19 protein-coding genes are annotated in these 19,344 nt (G+C 41.3%); 9 read left to right on the forward strand and 10 right to left on the reverse strand.

The genetic code is table 11. From position 1 onward, the window contains the following. Window positions 1-43 precede the first annotated feature (43 nt). Entirely contained in the window at window positions 44-505 is a 462-nt protein-coding gene (locus R2S57_RS23060) for a PA2169 family four-helix-bundle protein (protein ID WP_316847301.1), read from the reverse strand. A 328-nt stretch (window positions 506-833) separates the two neighbouring features. On the opposite strand from R2S57_RS23060, the gene R2S57_RS23065 reads away from it, so the two are divergent. Beyond that, window positions 834-1,319 (forward strand): ankyrin repeat domain-containing protein, encoded by a 486-nt coding sequence (locus R2S57_RS23065; protein ID WP_316847302.1) that lies wholly within the window; start codon window positions 834-836, stop codon window positions 1,317-1,319. Here the strand turns inward: R2S57_RS23065 and R2S57_RS23070 are convergent. From R2S57_RS23070 to R2S57_RS23080, 3 genes are all read right to left on the reverse strand, one after another. Next, entirely contained in the window at window positions 1,316-1,924 is a 609-nt protein-coding gene (locus R2S57_RS23070) for a hypothetical protein (RefSeq protein WP_316847303.1), read from the reverse strand. The two genes, R2S57_RS23065 and R2S57_RS23070, sit on opposite strands and share 4 nt — an antisense overlap. Window positions 1,925-1,986: 62 nt before the next feature. Beyond that, window positions 1,987-4,179 (reverse strand): catalase, encoded by a 2,193-nt coding sequence (locus R2S57_RS23075; protein WP_316847304.1) that lies wholly within the window; start codon window positions 4,177-4,179, stop codon window positions 1,987-1,989. Between the two features lie 10 nt (window positions 4,180-4,189). Beyond that, complete coding sequence (locus R2S57_RS23080; protein ID WP_316847305.1) at window positions 4,190-4,744, reverse strand: ferritin-like domain-containing protein; 555 nt, start codon at window positions 4,742-4,744, stop codon at window positions 4,190-4,192. 297 nt (window positions 4,745-5,041) lie between these two features. On the opposite strand from R2S57_RS23080, the gene R2S57_RS23085 reads away from it, so the two are divergent. Beyond that, window positions 5,042-5,272 carry a hypothetical protein gene (locus tag R2S57_RS23085; RefSeq protein ID WP_316847306.1) on the forward strand — a complete coding sequence of 77 codons (231 nt, stop codon included), beginning with the start codon at window positions 5,042-5,044 and terminating at the stop codon, window positions 5,270-5,272. A 276-nt stretch (window positions 5,273-5,548) separates the two neighbouring features. Here R2S57_RS23085 and R2S57_RS23090 read toward each other — a convergent pair whose 3' ends face one another. Further along, a complete protein-coding gene (locus tag R2S57_RS23090; protein WP_316847307.1) occupies window positions 5,549-5,929 on the reverse strand; it encodes a helix-turn-helix domain-containing protein in 381 nt (126 codons plus the stop codon). An 82-nt stretch (window positions 5,930-6,011) separates the two neighbouring features. Between R2S57_RS23090 and R2S57_RS23095 the strand changes: the two genes are divergently transcribed. Continuing rightward, on the forward strand, window positions 6,012-6,758 hold the full coding sequence (locus tag R2S57_RS23095; RefSeq protein ID WP_316847308.1) for an SDR family oxidoreductase: 747 nt from the start codon (window positions 6,012-6,014) through the stop codon (window positions 6,756-6,758). 238 nt (window positions 6,759-6,996) lie between these two features. On the opposite strand, the gene R2S57_RS23100 is transcribed toward R2S57_RS23095, so the two are convergent. Beyond that, entirely contained in the window at window positions 6,997-7,683 is a 687-nt protein-coding gene (locus tag R2S57_RS23100; RefSeq protein ID WP_316847309.1) for a DUF2461 domain-containing protein, read from the reverse strand. A 186-nt stretch (window positions 7,684-7,869) separates the two neighbouring features. Between R2S57_RS23100 and R2S57_RS23105 the strand changes: the two genes are divergently transcribed. The 3 genes from R2S57_RS23105 (at window position 7,870) to R2S57_RS23115 (ending at window position 10,332) form a co-directional block, all read left to right on the forward strand. Further along, window positions 7,870-8,646, forward strand: a complete 777-nt coding sequence (locus R2S57_RS23105; RefSeq protein ID WP_316847310.1) for a helix-turn-helix domain-containing protein — start codon at window positions 7,870-7,872, stop codon at window positions 8,644-8,646. Window positions 8,647-8,730: 84 nt separating this feature from the next. Beyond that, window positions 8,731-9,357 carry an SDR family oxidoreductase gene (locus tag R2S57_RS23110; RefSeq protein WP_316847311.1) on the forward strand — a complete coding sequence of 209 codons (627 nt, stop codon included), beginning with the start codon at window positions 8,731-8,733 and terminating at the stop codon, window positions 9,355-9,357. Window positions 9,358-9,813: 456 nt separating this feature from the next. Continuing rightward, a complete protein-coding gene (locus R2S57_RS23115) occupies window positions 9,814-10,332 on the forward strand; it encodes a sigma-70 family RNA polymerase sigma factor (RefSeq protein WP_316847312.1) in 519 nt (172 codons plus the stop codon). Window positions 10,333-10,392: 60 nt separating this feature from the next. On the opposite strand, the gene tam is transcribed toward R2S57_RS23115, so the two are convergent. Next, entirely contained in the window at window positions 10,393-11,178 is a 786-nt protein-coding gene (tam, locus tag R2S57_RS23120) for a trans-aconitate 2-methyltransferase (protein WP_316847313.1), read from the reverse strand. 156 nt (window positions 11,179-11,334) lie between these two features. Between tam and R2S57_RS23125 the strand changes: the two genes are divergently transcribed. After that, entirely contained in the window at window positions 11,335-12,087 is a 753-nt protein-coding gene (locus tag R2S57_RS23125) for a glucose 1-dehydrogenase (protein ID WP_316847314.1), read from the forward strand. Window positions 12,088-12,312: 225 nt separating this feature from the next. Then, window positions 12,313-14,778: a YfhO family protein gene (locus R2S57_RS23130; protein ID WP_316847315.1), complete on the forward strand. Its 2,466-nt coding sequence runs from the start codon at window positions 12,313-12,315 to the stop codon at window positions 14,776-14,778. A 459-nt stretch (window positions 14,779-15,237) separates the two neighbouring features. On the opposite strand, the gene R2S57_RS23135 is transcribed toward R2S57_RS23130, so the two are convergent. The 3 genes from R2S57_RS23135 to R2S57_RS23145 form a co-directional block, all read right to left on the reverse strand. Next, window positions 15,238-16,002 carry a hypothetical protein gene (locus R2S57_RS23135; RefSeq protein ID WP_316847316.1) on the reverse strand — a complete coding sequence of 255 codons (765 nt, stop codon included), beginning with the start codon at window positions 16,000-16,002 and terminating at the stop codon, window positions 15,238-15,240. Beyond that, on the reverse strand, window positions 15,999-16,415 hold the full coding sequence (locus tag R2S57_RS23140) for an ABA4-like family protein (protein WP_316847317.1): 417 nt from the start codon (window positions 16,413-16,415) through the stop codon (window positions 15,999-16,001). Before R2S57_RS23140 ends, R2S57_RS23135 begins: the two co-directional genes overlap by 4 nt. 279 nt (window positions 16,416-16,694) lie before the next feature. Next, a complete protein-coding gene (locus R2S57_RS23145) occupies window positions 16,695-17,270 on the reverse strand; it encodes a Crp/Fnr family transcriptional regulator (RefSeq protein WP_316847318.1) in 576 nt (191 codons plus the stop codon). Between the two features lie 459 nt (window positions 17,271-17,729). Between R2S57_RS23145 and map the strand changes: the two genes are divergently transcribed. Beyond that, window positions 17,730-18,530 (forward strand): type I methionyl aminopeptidase, encoded by an 801-nt coding sequence (gene map / locus R2S57_RS23150; RefSeq protein WP_316847319.1) that lies wholly within the window; start codon window positions 17,730-17,732, stop codon window positions 18,528-18,530. Window positions 18,531-19,344 lie beyond the last annotated feature (814 nt).

Genomic DNA, 19,344 nt, shown 5'->3' on the forward strand with positions numbered 1-19,344 from the left:
GTCCCGATTTTACATCGGAACGGCTTCTTGTTATTTTATAATCTTATAATGCAGCATGGGCATCTCTCAATGCTTTAATGGCATCATGACTGATATTAATACCTTCCTGTTGTTTTAACAGTACGGATCTGATATTTTCGCCCAACTCATTTTCCTGAAGTGCATCGCGGTAAGCTTTTTTGATCGCATCCTCCCCACGTTCGCATTCTGCTAAAATACTGTGTCTGTCGTCGCCACCAAAACTTGCTTTAATATCGATCCATGCACGGTGTAAACTTCCTAAAATAGTATTACCGGTATCTGGGTTTTCGCCATTTCTACCTACCAAACCAGCAAGTTCAGTTACATTTGCTCTGCTATCGGATGATAATTTATTAAAAGTCGCTTTTAAATCTATATTCTCGTCTTTCAAATCTGCACTGGCTTTATCAAAGCCATCTGCCCTATCGTTATTAATCTGAATCAGGTCGTTAAGAACCTCTACTGTTTTTTCTTGATTTTCCATAATGTATTGTAGATAATTTAAAGTAAGAACAGTACTTTAATCGGAATAGTTTAGAATATCTTACAACTTTAGTAAAATTTTTAATGATTGTGTTTTTCTCTTCCAAAAGAAGAATGTTCTGGGAAAAAATTTGGGAAAAGAGAAAGCCCCATATTACTATGAGGCTATATAATGATGTTCTATAAGCATCCACCTATAAAACTAACCAAACAAACTACATACTAAACGCCATGTGTTTTAAATTGTTTTAAAAAAAATAAATAAAATTTTAACGCAACCTAAATTATTGATTTTAAAACTTTACGCATGAATAAAGGTTGTAGAAAATATGGAGCATATAAATGATTTGATTATTCCAGCTGCCAGATTAGGCGAGCTTGAAGTACTAAAAGAATTGGTCCGCAGAGGTGCTGATTTAAACCATCGGGATGAAAAAGGTTATACCCCTTTAATTATTGCCTGTTACAACAATCAGCTGGAAGCTGCTAAAGTATTGATTGATGCGGGAGCGGACATTGATGCAGCTGATTTTGGCGGCAATACAGCCCTAATGGGTGTAAGCTTTAAAGGTTATCCTTTAATCGCCAAAATGCTTATCGAAAACGGCGCCAACCTAAATCTCCAGCACGGCAATGGTGGTACCGCACTAATGTTTGCCGCCATGTTTGGCAGAAACGAAGTATTAAGGTTATTGTTAGAAAACGGAGCTGACACCCTAGTTGTGGATCAAAATGGTCAACGTGCAATTGAGTTTGCCGCATTACAGGGTAATGAAGTTGGTATAGAGATGTTACAAGCGCATATTCAGGTTTAATTTTTTAACAAACCTTTAACCAAACTTTTCCATTGTGGATAAGAAAGGCCAAGTTTAGCGGCCATGCCCACCACAAAATTTCTCCCTTTGTCGTATAAACTTCCTTCAGTAGTATTGGGCACCTCATTGCGGCCATGTTCCTCAGCGGTTACACGGAGTCCGTCTCTTTTGATCAGAAAGGTAGAGGTTGCTGCATCTTTTAGAAAATGGGCGGTATCTCCGTTCTGTGCAAGTGGATGTGCGCTAGGCCTTACCGTTAACGCGAGCAACTGATGGTCGTATTCGTTAATGTTTTTGATATCAATAATCACTACCCAATCGTAGCCATGTCCGGCCTGTGTACCTGGCCCCGGAATATCGATCCTGATAAAATCGCCTTCCTGAGCTTCCCTATCAGCTTTAATGCCATGTATATCAATAAGCTGAAATGCCGATATCCCTGCATAGTTACCCCATTCATTTACTGTTAACAGTTTAGCAGAAGCCTCATTAAAGCGTTTTGTAGCTTCATCTGTTGAGGCACCAATCCATTCTTCCGAAACATCCATACTGCTACCCATATATTGGGCAGGTACAATATCATGGTTCAATTGATCTTTTTCCATCGTATATTTATATTTTAGGCGAAGGCAAAGCCTTCGCCCATGATACAACTTCAATTTTTAGATTAAGCAGGAATTTTTCTCGGATTCTCCCTGTCCCAGAAACGGTGCAATGCAATCATTTTTATAAAAGTAGCTGAAAGTGTTTTTAAGTCTTTTCCTACCAACACCCCTTCCCGCAACACGGTTTCTTCCGAATATTCAGCGGGCAGTTTTTTGAAAAAATAGGTCGATGATAATACCTGAAGTGCTTCTTCATCTGCCGCAATGGCTTTGCAATGCTTAAATGCTTCATTTAAAAAATGTATGGCATTGGCCTCTGCTTCTAATGTAGCCACCGAGTTGCCCCCACCTGGAACATATACCGCATCGTACAACACTGAAGCAGCTGTTAAAAAGCTTTCATCAGGCGTAATCTGCTGATCTTCTTTAGATAAGATCTGGCCCAATTTAGGCGCAATAATATATACAACGGCGCCTTCAGCAACCAACGCGTCTTTCACTCTACTTAACGACTTTCCATCTACACCATCGGCCGCCAGGATGGCTATTTTTCTGGTTTTAATGGTATTTTTTATTGTACCAGCCATACTTAAAGCTTCAGATTTGGCTAAACTTCCTTTAGGATTTAATGAGGCGTAATCCGCACGGTCTCCATCTGCAGGTAAACTGTTGTTTAATTCTTCCAACGGGATTTTAGGAATGTGCAAGCCTAGCGCAAAAGCCACCTCAGCTGCCAGTCCTTTATCTATCTGTGCTAAAACAGCAAGCATCCTTTCTCTGATGGACACAGTCTTAACTTTACCAAGCTCAAAACTTAAGGCATCGATAATATGGTTTTTCTCCGCATCACTCTGGCTATTGAAAAACAATGTAGCTTGAGAAAAATGATCAAAAAAGCTTCTGCTCCTCGCCCTTACTTTCCTAGCATCAATGCGTTCGTTGTAACTTACAAAACCACCATCGGCTGCTTTCACCTGTTGTGGATCGTTATTGCCAATAGCGTTTGGACCATAGCTGGTTTTACCCCTATTAATCGTTTGGCGCATATGCCCGTCACGCTGGTTGTTGTGCACTGGAACCACCGGGCGGTTAATCGGAATCTCATGAAAATTAGGACCACCCAAACGGAGCAGCTGTGTATCGGTATACGAAAATAACCTGCCCTGTAACAATGGATCATTGGTAAAATCGATACCTGGAACCACATGCCCTACATGGAAGGCCACCTGCTCTGTTTCTGCAAAAAAGTTATCCGGATTCCGGTTCAGTGTCATTTTTCCAATACGTTGCACAGGAACCAGTTCTTCGGGAATCAGCTTGGTCGGATCTAAAAGATCAAATTCAAATTTAAACTCATCGGCTTCAGGAACAATCTGCACACCAAGTTCCCACTCTGGAAAAGCACCTGCTTCGATGGCATCCCAAAGGTCGCGACGGTGGAAATCAGGATCTTTACCCGAAATATTCTGGGCTTCATCCCAGGCTACAGCGTGTACGCCTAATAAGGGTTTCCAGTGAAACTTAACAAAGCTGGCCACGCCTTTAGCATTTACAAACCTAAAGGTATGCACGCCAAAACCCTCCATCATGCGGTAACTTCGGGGTAATGCCCTATCGCTCATGGCCCACATCACCATGTGTGCTGATTCAGGCATCTGTGCAATAAAATCCCAAAAAGTATCGTGCGCCGAAGCCGCCTGTGGCATTTCGTTATCCGGTTCGGGTTTTACGGCATGTATCAGATCAGGAAATTTAAGTGCGTCCTGAATAAAGAATACCGGCATATTGTTTCCAACCAAATCAAAATTACCTTCCTGGGTGTAAAATTTTACAGCAAAACCCCTTACATCCCTGGCCAGATCGCTTGATCCCCGAGAACCTGCTACGGTCGAAAACCGCACAAATACTGGTGTTTCGGCACCCGGATCGCATAAAAAAGCTGCGCGCGTTAATTCCGACATATCTTCATACACCTTAAAAACGCCGTGTGCTGCTGATCCCCTGGCGTGTACAATTCTTTCCGGTATCCGCTCATGATCAAAATGCGTGATTTTTTCCCTAAGGATAAAATCTTCGAGAAGCGTTGCTCCACGTTCTCCTGCCTTAAGTGAATTTTGATCGTCGTTAATTTTTAAACCATGGTTCGTGGTCATCAACTCACCACTGGCATCAGCAACAAATGATTCCAGTTTTCTGGTTTTATCATTTTCTTGCTGTAGCGGTGTACTTGCTTTATCTGATGTTTTCTTAGCCATTTTATTTCCCTTAAGCTTCTTCAGCTGCTTTATAATTAATTTCGTTTTCTGCTATATCGGTTAGTTTGCTATCGGCGAGCTTTTCTTCAGCGAGTGTTTGTTCTAAGATATCGGCGATTTCGGTGAGCCCAAGTGTGGTGGCCAATTGAAACAGACCGCCATAACTGGCAATTTCATAATGTTCAACTTTTTGCGAAGCCAGGATAATTCCAACATCGCGTGTGGCCGTACCAGCTTCCGTTTCTTCAACAATTCCTTCCGCCTCTTTGCTAAGTCCTTCCATGGCATCGCACTTTTTGGCAATAGCTTTTTCTCCCAATAACTCAAACACCTGTTCTAACCGGGTAACATGTCCTTTGGTTTCTTCGAGATGTGAGGTGATGGCATTTTTAAGTTCAGGGGCAGTTGCTGCTGAAATCATTTTAGGCAGGGCCTTTACCAAATGGTTTTCGGCCCAATAGAGATCAGCAATAGCATCTTTGAAAAGTTCGTGCAAAGCAGGTGCGTCCTGTGTGGTTGTTTTGGTCGCGAATTTTGGATCGCCACCAGTTTCATTTTTTTTCATGGTATATGCTGTTAGTTCTGCAGGTACAACCCATAATTTTGGTCGAAGGTTTTGCTTTTTTACCGATACTGTAATAAAGCGTATTTACCACGATAGAAATTCGAATGTTGGCGCTGCGCAATAAAATGAAAATCATTCGAAAAAAAGTCTAAAAAAATCGACCAGCCAGAACACCCTCACTATCAACTCAATCCAGATAAAAAATTACAGTTTTGTTTAGAAACCACTCTTTGTTGATAAATCATGTCAAACAAATACACTGTTTATCTGCTTATACCCATCATCAAAACTATTTATATGAAAAACACAGATACTCCAATCAGTACTGATCTACAGAAATTCATCGAAAAGTTCGAGCCAAATAAGTTTAAAATGTTGGCCCGCGGAATTGAAATAAGAGGCAATAACGATGTGCACAGAAGCATTACCTTCGCAAAAGAATTGATCGAGCGCATGAAATTAAAATTAACGGTTCATCACTCTGCCGAAATGGCCATGTACGGTGGTTTCGAAGTAGTGAATAGTTGAAGAGAGTCCGGAGTCGGAAGTCTGAAGTCCCAAGTCGATTAACCAGATTAGTTTGGAGCTGGGAGTTTGGAGCTGGGAGTCAGTTAACCGATTTCAACAATTAACCGATTAACCAGTCTGAGTTTGGAGTTGAGAGTTTGGCGTTTGGAGTCAATTAACCGATTTGAACAACTAACCTATAAACAGTCCGGAGTCGGTAGTCCATAGTCAATTAACCGGTTCAAACAATTAACCGATTAACCAGACTAATGAACTAATGACTAATGAACCAATGAACTAACCCCTCCTCTTCAACCTTAGCCTATGCTCTTTTCCCCATTTAATCATTTCGAGAATAATATCTCCGAATGATCTGCAATAATCGGTAGAAGTATATTCGATGCTTACAGGTGTATCGTCAGTAACCGTTCTTTTGATCAGTTGATTTGCGGTCATCTCTTTTAATTCTTTCGAAAGCATTCTTGTGGTAATGCCTGGGATACTTCGTTCAATATCCCTAAAACGTTTATTGCCGTTGCAGATCGAATTGATAATCGGCAGCTTCCATTTCCCACCCAAAACATACAATGTATCCTGCAAAGCCTGTATTTCTTCTTGCTGATTGCGTGGATTAGCCAGCACTTCTGCCGCCATCTGATTTCTTTTTTCTGTTTCCATACTGGTATACTCCGTTATACTACTTACAAAAGTATACCAACAACTCCATACTTTTGTCGGTATAAAATATTTTTTTTTCATCATGAACAATTTAGCAGGAAAAATAGCGCTGGTTACCGGCGGAAATAGCGGCATCGGCTACGCCACCGCAAAAGAATTAAAAGAACAAGGTGCAGAAGTCATCATTACTGGCAGAAGAAAAGATGCCATTGAGAAAGCTGCCGCAGAACTTGGGGTTACAGGCTTTGTGGCCGATCAAAGTCAGATTACGGCAATTGAGGGGTTGGCAAGCGAGGTAGAAAAAAACTTCGGTAAAATTGATATCCTATTTATCAATGCAGGTGTAGTTGAACAGACCAGCATAGCAGACGCCACTGAAAAAATATTTGATACCATTTTTGATATCAATTTTAAAGGAGCTTATTTCACCCTTAGCAAATTCATCCCTTTATTAAATGATGGGGGTTCTGTTGTATTTCTATCTTCAAACACTGCAAGCATGGATTTCCCTAACAGTTCGATCTACTCTTCGAGCAAGGCCGCACTGAACTCCATTATGCGCATTGCAGCAGTAGAATTAGCACCACGCCAGATCCGCGTAAACAGTGTAAGTCCGGGCCCAACAGCTACAGAGATTATGAATAAAAAAGGACTGAACGAAGAGCAATTGGTAGAATTGAACCAGTGGATGATCAGCCGTATTCCACTTAAAAAAATCGGCAAATCGGAAAATGTAGCCAAAATGGTGGCTTTCTTCTGCGGAGAAGCGGCTACATTTATCACAGGGGCAGAAATTGTAATGGACGGCGGAATGAGCCTTAAATCATAAGTAAACAACAGAAGGCATGAGTGTATCGAACTTGGGCCTTCTGTTTTTAATTTCAAATGTTCAATCACCAATAATCAAAAAACAATAACCAACTGACAGTCCAAAGTCCGGAGTCGGTAGTCCATAGTCAATTAAACGGTTCAAACAATTAACCGATTAACCAGGCCGAGCTGGGCGTTTGGCGTTTGGCGTCAATTGACCAATTAAACAGTTAACCGATTAACCAAGACCAATCGAACTACTCTCCGTTCGCATCACCACTCAACACACTGCTCATGTAATCAAAAAACGGTCTCATGGCCTTAAAGCCCTGCCCCATTTGATATACAAAATCATCTTTAAGTACTGCTGCATCATCAAATCTTTTAACTAACAGGAATTGCTTAAAACGCAAAAGATCGATATCAGGGTGTTCGGCTTCGAAACCTTTAGGTGTAGTTTTTAATTGTTCGCCGGCTAAACTCCCAAAGGCCGAAACAAAATCTTTGCTGCTCAAAATATCGCGTAGCGGTTGGGCATCAAAAGCAATGTCGTCTCTAATCAGCTTTAAGTCGGCTGGAGATGGACCCCAAAAACCACCACCAACAAAACTGTTTCCTTTTTCAATATGGAAATAATAACCACCACGCCTGCTTTTGCCTGCGCGTTTAAAACTACCGCTCCAATGTGTTTTATATGGTGTTTTATCTAAAGAAAAACGGGTATCGCGATAAATACGGTATAAACTCTTTTTGCCTGATGGCGTTTCAATTACGTCATGAAGATTAAGTTCGGTTAATAATGCAGCGGCAAAATCTTCGATATGCGCTTGTTCGGATAGAAATTCAGATTTACGCTCGTTAAACCATTCGCGGTTATTGTTTTTTTTCAATTGCTCCAAAAAATCGATACTGGAGGGGTTTATTTTTATTGGGGTAGCTGGCATTTTCTAGTGTTGTTGTTGTTTTAGGTATTCCTTTTTCAAAGATAATAGCTGAGTAAAAAAGTTTATCCATAATGGGGTAATAAAGTCAACTAATTTGTTTCACCTGGTATTCCATCATCCATTTTACATCACACATCCTCCATATTCCATTCAATTTATCTTAATTTACATAAAAACACGACGGATATGAATTTCCAAAGTATAGCGCCAAATAAAGATATATCTCTTTTTGTGAAGGACATATTGGTATTTGAGAGTAGCGATACCGCTGTAAAAACATGTTTGCCGTTTTTTGCAGATGGCTACCCCGGACTCATGTTTCATCAAAGCCCAGCAGGACTGATTGTTAATCCGCATAAAAAGCTGATGCCTAACCTGTTTCTATATGGGCAAACCTTAAAGCCGATCGAATTGGAAATGAGTGGTGCCTACCGTATTATTGTTTTTCAGCTCTACCCTTTTTTACTGAAAGGCTTTTTTAACATCACGCCCGTTAGCATCAACGATAACTGTTACGACCTAAGCGAAGTGAAGGATTTTGATGTGAACGCCCTCTCAGCCACGTTGCTCTCCTTAACCGATATCAATCAGCGGGTAGAATGTCTGAGTCACTTTTTATTCCAGTTATTTATCCTGAAAAAACAGAACCTCGATTATAAGATTCTTCAGGTTATCAAATCCATCATCAAAGAAAAGGGAACTGAAAACATCATCAACATCGCAAAATCACACCACATCAACAGCCGGACACTTGAACGTCGGTTTTTCGCAGAAACAGGACTATCGCCAAAACAGTTTGCCAAAGTGATCCAGTTTCAATCCTCCTTAGAACAGCTCAACTATAAAGATTTCACCAAACTCACCGATATTGTTTACGAGAATGGTTTTTCCGACCAATCGCACTTTATCAAGGTTTTTAAAGCTTATACGGGTAAAACACCCAATGCATTTATCCGACAGTAAATTAATTTCAACTGTCGTTTTTTTTCTATTCTGCCTCCTTGCTCCTCACGACATTTGTTTGTATAAACTTTAAATGATATACAAATGAAACTAGTTATTTTCGGAGCCACAGGAAGTGTCGGCATCCACCTTGTAAAAAATGCATTGGCCAAAGGCCATTACGTAACGGCTTTTTCACGAAGTGCCGGTAAACTTAAAACCCTGAAACACGGGAATTTAAACATTTTCGAAGGCGACCTCGCGGATAGCAATGCGGTAACAGTGGCCATCACCAATCAAGATGCTGTGTTATGCGCCATCGGAGATGGAAGAGCGGGCAAAGTAAGGGCCATCGGCACGAAGAACATCATCGAGGGCATGAAAAAAGCCAATGTTAAAAGATTGATCTGTCAAACCACCCTCGGTTTGGGCAGCAGTGCGGGTAATTTAGATTTTGTTTGGAAATACATCATGTTCGGCTTTTTCTTAAAGAAGGCATTTAAGGATCATGAAGTTCAGGAGCAATATCTTCTAGAATGTGATCTCGATTATACCATTGTGAGACCTAGCGCTTTTACGGATGGCGAAATTACCAAACAGTATGTTGTGGGCTTTGACGGTGCATTTAAAAAACTCAGCCTTAAAATCAGCAGAGCAGATGTAGCCGATTTTATGATCGACCAGTTAAACAATCCTGACGGAATAAAAAAGGCAATCAGCATTTCCAATTAAACCACCATTAAAAACAAGCTCATGCCTCAGGAGGTGCTGTTTAACCACGAAACCGCCTTGAAGCATGAGTTATTATTCTTATCTTACTTATGACAATCAGTCATTCTTTCATTCAATAATTCATCCATTCTATTAATTTTCTCACCACCTTAGTCACCTTAGGCGATCGCTAAATTCAATCATTCAATCAATAATTCAATCATTCTCTCAATCACTAATTCAATCATTAGCTCATTCAATAATTCAATCACTAATGCAATCATTCTCTCATTCAATAATTAATCTTTCTCCCCCGTATAAATACTGTATTTACATTTTTTAAGAGAAATACTTAAACCAAATCAATCTTATGTTGTTAATCCGTTCAATATTACTGACAATATAGGATCTAAACCTTACAACAACATTAGATCCAGCGTACTGAATTGATTTATAAAGGCCCTAACAAAGAAAACGATGAATCAAAATGAATTCAGCTTAGCTGCAAACGCACATGCATCATCCCTGCATTCGCATGCCATGCAATTTACCAAAGACCCGGATGAGGCGAAAGACCTGGTACAAGATACCTTGCTTAAGGGGATCCGTTTCTGCCATAATTTTGATCAGGGCACCAATATAAAGGGTTGGCTCTATGTGATTATGCGGAATACCTTTATCAACAACTACCGTTCTAACAAAAAGAGAAGCGAAACGGTAACCACTGAAGAAGAAATTTCGAGTGCTCAGCTCCTCAAGAGCTCCTCGCGCAATGCTTCTGAATCGGGTTTTGTAATCAGCGATATCCAACGGGCGCTGAATAGTATACCTCCAGCCCTTAGCATTCCCTTTCAACGGTATTTTGAAGGTTATAAATACCATGAAATTGCCGAAGAGCTCGATATCCCGCTGGGAACAGTAAAAACACGCATCCATCAGGCCCGGCTCGAACTTAAAAAGTACCTAAAAAACTATCAGGGCAGTTATCACATTTAAAATAGAAAAATCAGGCCCACAACAAAGCCGAGTTAGATCTTTGTTGTGGGTTATAATCATCTAACGAGTAGCCACAATAAACAACCTCGGATAAGGCAATAACACCACACCGTCATCAAATACCGGGTAAGCTTTTGCAAGCTCTTTTTCAAATCGATCTATAAAAAGTACTTGTTCAGCAGTGTCAAGTGCATTCAGATAGGGCCGTAACCCAGTTCCTTTCAACCATTCCACTATCCCCTTCACCCCACCTTGTAACGGATGAAAATAAATCGTCCGCCAGATATCGAGTGAGTTTACTTTATTCCGCAAATTTTCATAATACCATTCCGCACCTTCTCTTGCAACCCGTTTCGAGGCCGAAATCAGTTTACCTTCCCAACGATCTTCGCTGGCAATGGCGCGCATTAAACGGTGTGTGGGTTCCTCAAAATTATCTGGCATCTGCACAGCAAGCGAACCGCCATTGTTTAATTTACCAATCAGGTTTGGAAACAGTGTAGCATGATCAGGAACCCATTGCAACGCAGCATTGGCAAATATCACATCATAAGTTCCCTCAGCTCTCCATTGCGTAATATCAGCAAGTTCAAAGCTGTTATTGGGCATACGTTTTTTCGCAGCGGCAACCATATCGGCCGAACTGTCTATCCCCGAAACCACAGCATCAGGATATTTTGCCTGTAACAGTTCTGTTGAGTTTCCTGGTCCACAGCCAATATCTACAGCATTCTTCACATCAGTTGCAGGGATGTGCTCAAGTAAATCCATTACCGGGCGGTTCCGTTCTTTTTCAAATTTGCTGTACTGAGCGGCCGACCAGGTATCATTTTCGTTTAAATCCATTTTTCAGACATTAAGCTAATCTTAACAAATAAACGTACAATGGCATTTCTTGTTTTAACTAGGTCAACATCGATTTTAAGCTAGTATGTTAAAACACTTTCAGCTGACAAACATTTTATTACCTCACCCGTTCCTTTTATAATAAAAAAAATAATCATGTCTATATTAGAAAATAAAGTAGCCGTTGTTTCGGGAGCGGGTTCAGGAATCGGACGGGCAATTGCCATTACTTATGCGAAAGAAGGTGCTAAAGTTGCAGTAGCCGATATCAATGGCGCACATGCTGAAGAAACTGTTAAATTAATTAAAGATGCTGGCGGTGATGCCTTTGCCATAACAGCCGATTCATCAAAGGCAGAAGAAAACAAAACCATAGTAGAAAAGGTAGTTGCGCAATATGGCCGACTGGATATTGCCTGCAACAATGCAGGTATGGGTGGTCCTGCCAAACCCACCGGCGAATACGAACCAGAAGAATGGGACCGCGTAATTGCGTTGAACCTGAATGGTGTATTTTATGCCTGCCGTTACCAATTGGAACAAATGGAGAAAAATGGTGGTGGCTCCATCATCAACATTGCTTCTATACATGGCCAGGTGGCTGCACCGAACAGTCCTGCTTATACCGCTTCGAAACATGCCGTAGTCGGCCTTACCAAAAATATCGCTGCAGAATATGCACAAAAAAACATCCGTTGTAACGCAGTTGGTCCGGGCTATATTGAAACACCATTATTATCAGCCAATCTGGATCAAAGTGCACAAGATGCCATCGCTGCAAAAAGCCCCATCAACAGATTGGGAACAGCACAGGAAATTGCAGATTTGGTTACTTTTTTAAGTTCCGACAAATCATCCTTTACCACTGGAAGCTACATCATCTCTGATGGTGGCTACACTGCCGTTTAGGATTAAATGCAACAGACAATTACCATTAAGGCCATGAATTAATTTCAGGGCCTTTTTTTATAGCACAACATCACTAATTCAATCATCCTCTCAATCAATCATTCACTAATTCAATAATTCTCTAACTCTCACATTCAATCATCCTCTCATTCAATCATTCACTAATTCTCTAATTCAATAATTCTCGATTGAAAATCATATTTTTATCCTTCAAACATTCCGATCATGATGAAAAACTGGTTTAGCAAGAATTCTACACACATCCTTATTGTATTTTTACTGTTCGTTATCTGCTTTCTGTTTTTCAGTCCATCTTTTATGGGCAAAACCCTGGGACAGAATGATGTAACCAGGGCACAATCTACACAGACGGAAATTAACCGCTACAAAGAAAAGGGAGAAACCATTTTATGGACCAATCAGATCCATGGCGGTATGCCCACTTTCCAGATATGGGCACCCTATCCGGCAAACATTACCACCTGGATAGTTAAAGTGATTAGCTATGCCATGCCAGCCCCTACCGGAATTTTCATGGTACTATTGCTCGGCACCTATCTGCTGTTTTGCGTACTCAAAATCAATCCGTGGTTATCCTTTGCGGGCGCTTTAGCCTTCGGATTTTCTTCTTATAATATTATCCTCATCGGCGCAGGCCACTCCAGTCAGATTTTCGCCATTGCTTTCTTTGCCCCGGTTATCGCTGGGATCATCCTTATTTTCAGAAAAGAATATCTTGTAGGGACCATTCTGCTCAGTACATTCCTGGCCATGGAAATCAGGGCGAACCATATCCAAATGACCTATTACCTCATGCTCGCGATCTTGCTTTTTGTGCTGATTGAATGTTATAAAGCCATCAGAGCAAAAGCAATCCCGGTATTCTTTAAATCTGTTGGCTTTTCTGCCGCAGCAACTATACTGGCGGTATTGGTAAACACCTCATCCCTATGGAGCACCTACGAATATGGAAAGGAAACCATTAGGGGCACTTCCGAACTCAGCGCTACCACCACTAAAAAAACTACCGGTTTACCACGCGATTATGCCTATGAGTGGAGTCAGGGCGTTGGCGAATGTATTACCTTTTTAATCCCCAATGCTTACGGTGGCAGTTCAAGACCGAGTACCAGTCCTGAATCTAACCTTGTTAAATCGCTTAAAACATTGGGTGCTGATGATAACCAGGCATTAGGCATTGCACAAAGTATGCCTGCACTCTATTGGGGCGAAAAACCCTTTACCGAAGGCTCCTTTTATTTCGGTGCCATCATTGTATTTTTCTTTGTGCTTGGTCTTTTCATTGTTAAATCGAGCATCAAATGGTGGCTATTATCGGTTATCGTTCTTACCATGTTACTTTCATTCGGTAAAAACTGGCCATACCTTTCCGACCTGTTTTTTTATCACGTACCCCTATACAATAAATTCAGGGCAGTAGAGTCTATTCTGGCTGTGGCTGGCCTTTGTTTCCCCATGCTGGCCATCTTAAGTCTGCAGGAAGTCATCAATAGTAGCGACAAAAAACTGTTGCTCAAAAAAGTATTTCCAGCTTTTTACATTACGGCAGGTTTTACCCTACTGATCGCTGTAATACCTACCCTATTTTTATCATTTAAAAGTGCTAACCATAACGAAATGCTCGGCCAGATTGCTACAGCCTTTAAAATCGGTTCACCTGAAGCCAACACGATCGGAAACGCCCTGGTTGAAGACCGGAAATCGCTTGCACAAAGCGATGCCATCAGAACATTGGCTTATATCATTGCCGCATTTGCACTGCTTTGGTTATACCTGAAAGATAAACTCAGCCTCACTGTTTTCCCTATTGCCATCGCGGTGATTGTATTGATTGATCTGTACACGGTTGACAAACGTTATGTGAATAAGGAAAGTTTTGTGGCCAAATCCATTACCAACACACCCGAACCCCGGGCAGTTGACTTAGAAATATGGAAGGATACCGATGTAAACTATAAGGTAATCGATCTTACCAAAGATATTTTGAGCGATGCCACTACGCCTTATTTTCATAAATCGATAGGCGGTTATTCTGCAGCCCGTTTGAAAAAATTCAATGAGATTGTAGAAATACAGTTTTCCAAAGGTGTTAATCCAAATATCCTGGGCATGCTGAATACCAAGTATATCATTACCAGCGATTCTAGTCAACAGTTGCGTGCGATGGCCAATCCAGCAGCTTGTGGCAACGCCTGGTTTGTGAACCACATCACTTTCGTAAAAAATGCCGATGCAGAAATGAAGGCCCTGGGCAATTTAGATCCAAAGAAAGAGGTCATCATTAACGAAAAATACAGCAATCTGATCAACAAAACAACAATTAACAATACTTTACCCAACGGGGAGATCAAACTGACCAGTTACTCGCCCGATACCCTTGTTTATGAAAGCAATTCGCCACAAACCAATACCGCCGTATTCTCAGAAATTTATTACAACAAAGGCTGGAAAATGTTTATCGATGGAATTGAAAAACCTTATTTCAGTGTCAATTATATTTTAAGAGGTGCACAAATTGCCGCCGGGAAACACAAAATCGAATTTGTTTTCCATCCGGCCTCCTATTATGTGGGCGAAAAAATCTCATTCGCTGCATCCTTAATTTTAGTTTTACTGATCGGCGCTGGCTTGTATGTGAACTTTGGTAGAGTGCGGAGCGAAAGGCGGTAAGCGATAAGCGGTAAGCGGGTTGGGACTGAGGGATTACCGCAATATCATTAATAAGTTTTCACCTCACTTATCCAACTAGCCACAGCCATCGTGTGGCCATATTTTTATTAGTTTCATGTTTTTAGGCATCATGCTAGCCTTGCTTAAAAAAAACACAAGTTAAGCCGAAGAACGACGTCAATCCCAAGTGGCAGGAAAATCAAAAAAACAGTTGCAGAATAATTCCTGACCCCACTTCCAAACCTGAAACGCAGTGGTTTTGTGTTCATTAGCATAAATTCAAATTTTCCATGAATATTGAACACAAAACTAAGTGCCGCTGTTTTTTTGATGCGCGCGGGGGTGGTGAGAAGCCACATTGCTGGATTGACAAAGCGCTTTGGGTACTTTGGCGCTCCAAAGTACCATGCCGCCGCGGCATAGAGCGGAAATAAAATTTAGTGATAAATTATCATCCCCTTAAAACAACGGCCTACCCAACATCGCGTTATAAAACAGCAATGAGATCAACACAAAATACAGCACCGAAAAAACAATAGCTGGCCTTGCCGTTTTTACTTTGGTGAGCAACACAAACAAAGGCACAATCTGTAAAGCATGCAGCCCCATAAAATGGGCAATACGCAAATCGCCGGCTATCGTACTCCAGTTAAACAAGGGAATCCCCGGACCACCATCTGCCGCACCAACCGTGTGTGCCAGTCGCGAGGCCATTATACCACCCTCTAAAGAAAAAACAGCAGCCATTACAATCCCCAAACGAATGGCCCACAATAAAGCCGGACTGATCGAAACAGCCTTCACCTTAAAATACACAATCCCCATATACAGGGCAAATAAAGTTTGCGACACTATTACAATCCCCATCGAAGCAAATACCAAAGCGTTATACCCGCCCGAAACGTTATAATGTGATAGCTCACCTCTTGCCGCCTGCGTAGCAATGGCCACCATTTCGAAAGTCATGGCGAATACCGTAAAATTGGCGAAGCGCCTTTTTAACCTTTCAAAAGGGAAGTATTGTAAGAGCAGCGGCCAGGTTAAACAATAAATGGCGATGGATATGGCAAATTTCATCGGTTTAATCCAAAGGTTAATCCCCATTAATTGCCGGTGATCGAACAGCACGATAAGCAACATCAGCACCATTAAAACCAAATGACCTATACCGCAATAATATAAAGCAGGACTAGCAGTTTTAATCCGTTTAAATATAGTTTTCATCGTTGTGATTTAATTTTTTGAATCATCTGATAAAGCAGGTAACCACATGGCCCGAACATAAAGGTGAGCAGCAAACAAGGGATCACCAGCCAATGTGAAACCGATTTATCCTGTGCCGATTTGATGATTGAGAAACCGATCAACAGATCAAAAGCCAGGTAATGCGCCCAGCCCGCTAGCAACAGATTGTCGTTGCTAAAAAGTATGCGCACCTCTTGTATCGACCCAAATCCGCCACCCTGAATGCCAAAGAAACCTGTTATATAAATACTGTAAACAATGGCCAGCAATAGTGGCACAACAGCAAAACGAATGAGCCATTGCGTAACCTTCCATTTCGGTGCTACAATTAACACTAACCATTGCAGTGCAGCCAGTGAGCTAACCGCCGAAAAAACCTGTGTGGTATCCATAAAATGTTTAATCTTTAATACGGTACAAAACTGGGGATAATCATTTAAGCGAAAAATGATCTCAGGTTAAAAAACGCAGGAGATTAGTTAACATAGGTGAAGCGCTGGGCGTTTGGAGTTGGGCGTTTGGCGTTTGGAGACAATTAACCGATTAACCAGGATGAGCTTGGCGTTTGAAATAGACTATCCGCGAAAACAAGTGAACCAATGACCAATGAACCAATGACCAATGAACCAATGACCAATGACCAATGAACCAATGAACCAATGACCAATGAACTACTTCCTTGCCACTTTCCCTCTAATCCTGCTCAAACTTTGCGGTTGGATACCCAGATACGAAGCAATTAAATGTTGGGGCAGTCTTTCCAGAATATTGGGCTGATTCGTTAATAAATCCAAATACCTGTCTTCGGCAGATTGCAACAGTAAATTACGTTTACTTTTTGCGGTCTCCACAAATAAGTTTTCTGCTATAAGGCGTCCGAACCTTTCAAAACGCTGACTATGTAAATACAGCGCCTGCATATCCGCATAACTGAGTGTAAACAACGCACAATCTTCCAGTGCCTCGATAAACGAATCGGAAGGCGCCTGCAGTAAAAAACTCTCATAATCGCCGAGCCATTCGCCCTCAAATGCAAAACCCAGTGTATGATCGCCTTTTTCATTGCGTGTAAAAAATCGCATACCACCCTTGTACACAATCACCATGCTTTTGCAAACCTGCCCTTCAGATAAATAGAAGTCATACTTTTTCAAACTTACAGGTTTAAGCCTTTGCATAAACAAAAAAAGCTCTTCCTCCGTAAAATCGACCACTTTAGTTAACGATTGTGTAATGATTTCGTACATACAGGCTTTAGATTTAATAGTCAAATTTAATACATATATTTTTATGGCTGTATCGGTTAACTGTATAAATTGTTTAAATCGGTTAGGCGATTAGGGTTTAGCGGTTAGCTACACAAGTGCTTTAGCAGAATAAAAGTTTAAGCATCACTACCCAAAAATAAGACATACGAACACAGCAATAAGTTAAACTAACTTCTTAACCATTCCCATTAAGAAAATAAGTTTATCCCATTCTTCCACCCCTCCAACCTTCAACCTTCCAACCTTCAACCTTCCAACCTTCCATCCTTCCCACCATCCACCTTCCAACCTTCAACCTTCCATTCTTCCCACCATCCACCTTCCAACCTTCCATCCTTCCCACCATCCACCTTCCAACCTTCAACCTTCCCCCTCTACATCATCCATTTTCCATCATCCATCTTCCATCCTAAATATTCTTTTACTAAATTTGCAGCAATGATTTTATACAAAACCAACGAAGAAGTAGAACTGATGCAGATCAGCGCCCTACTTGTAAGCGATACACTGGCAGAAGTAGCCAAAATATTAAAACCCGGCATCACCACATTGGCAATTGATAAACTGGCCAACGAATATATATTAGATAACGGTGCTATCCCGTCCTTTTACAACTTTAACGGATTTCCATTCCACATCATCACTTCGGTAAACGATGTGGTGGTGCATGGTTTCCCAACCAAAGACGAACTAAAAGATGGCGATATTATTTCGGTAGATGTAGGTACCATCAAAAATGGTTTCCATGGCGACCACGCCTATACTTTTATTATTGGTGAAGTTTCACCAGAAATATTAAAACTGGTAAAAACCACCAAAGAATCTTTGTTTTTGGGTATTAAAGAAGCCGTTGTAGGTAAACGCATTGGCGATATCGGCGCAGCCATCCAAACCCACAATGAAAAAGAAGGTTATGGCGTAGTGAGAGATCTCGTAGGTCACGGCTTGGGCAGAGATATGCACGAAGACCCACAAGTACCAAATTACGGTCGCAAGGGCAATGGTTTATTACTCAGAGAAAACCTCGTGATGGCCATAGAACCTATGATTAACATGGGCAAAAAAGAAGTTTTCTTAGACGATGATGGCTGGACCATCAGAACCGCCGACGGAAGTCCATCGGTGCATTTCGAACACGATGTTTGCGTTAAAAAAGGCGAAGCACTTATCCTTTCCAACTACGCACCGATCGAAGCTGCCGAAAAGCAAAACAGTAACCTCAACACTTCATATTTTTAAAATAAATATAGCCATAGCGCAAGTTGTGGCTTTGTTGTTTTTGTATGGCACTTATATCTCTTATATGGTTAAAATTGCAGATGAGTTTAAAAAGATCCTTCGTGCCTCAGGATGACAACATGGTTAAAAACAACCCAAGCACCAAGCTAATATTAGGCAAGCTTAGTGCCTTTGTGACTTGGTGGTAAAAACCCAATAACTGCGATATGATTAAGAATGCGCGAAAGGCAAAACCTCCCCCAGTCTCTAACATAGCTATGCAATCAGATTTCCTCCTGCGCGAGATCTGATAGCTATCGGAAGAGGATCGTGTTAGAGATACTATGTAAATGAAGGTCGTAGCCAATTACATAAGGATCCTTCGTACCTCAGGATGACAAACATGGTTAAAAACTACCAAGCACCAAGCTAATATTAGGCAAGCTTAGTGCCTTTGTGACTTGGTGGTAAAAACCCAATAACTGCGATATGATTAAGAATGCGCGAAGGGAAAAACCTCCCCCAGTCTCTAACATAGCTATGGCATCAGATTTCCTCCTGCGCGAGATCTGATAGCTATCGGATGAGGATCGTGTTAGAGATACTATGTAAATGAAGGTAGTAGCCAATTACGTAAGGATCCTTCGTGCCTCAGGATGACAACTGGCAAGGAATCTTTAATCCCTGCTATCCGACACCTTTTTAAGATTTCACCATTTAATTCCATGTTCTCTGTGTTTCCCCCGCCTGAATAGTCGGGCAGGCCCGCCTGAACGGCCGGGCAAGCGTGGCAATTAAACCAAACGCTTAGCGGAACGTTAAGACCAGGTGAGAC

This window comes from Pedobacter psychrodurus, assembly GCF_032678585.1.
GTDB lineage: Bacteria > Bacteroidota > Bacteroidia > Sphingobacteriales > Sphingobacteriaceae > Pedobacter > Pedobacter psychrodurus_A.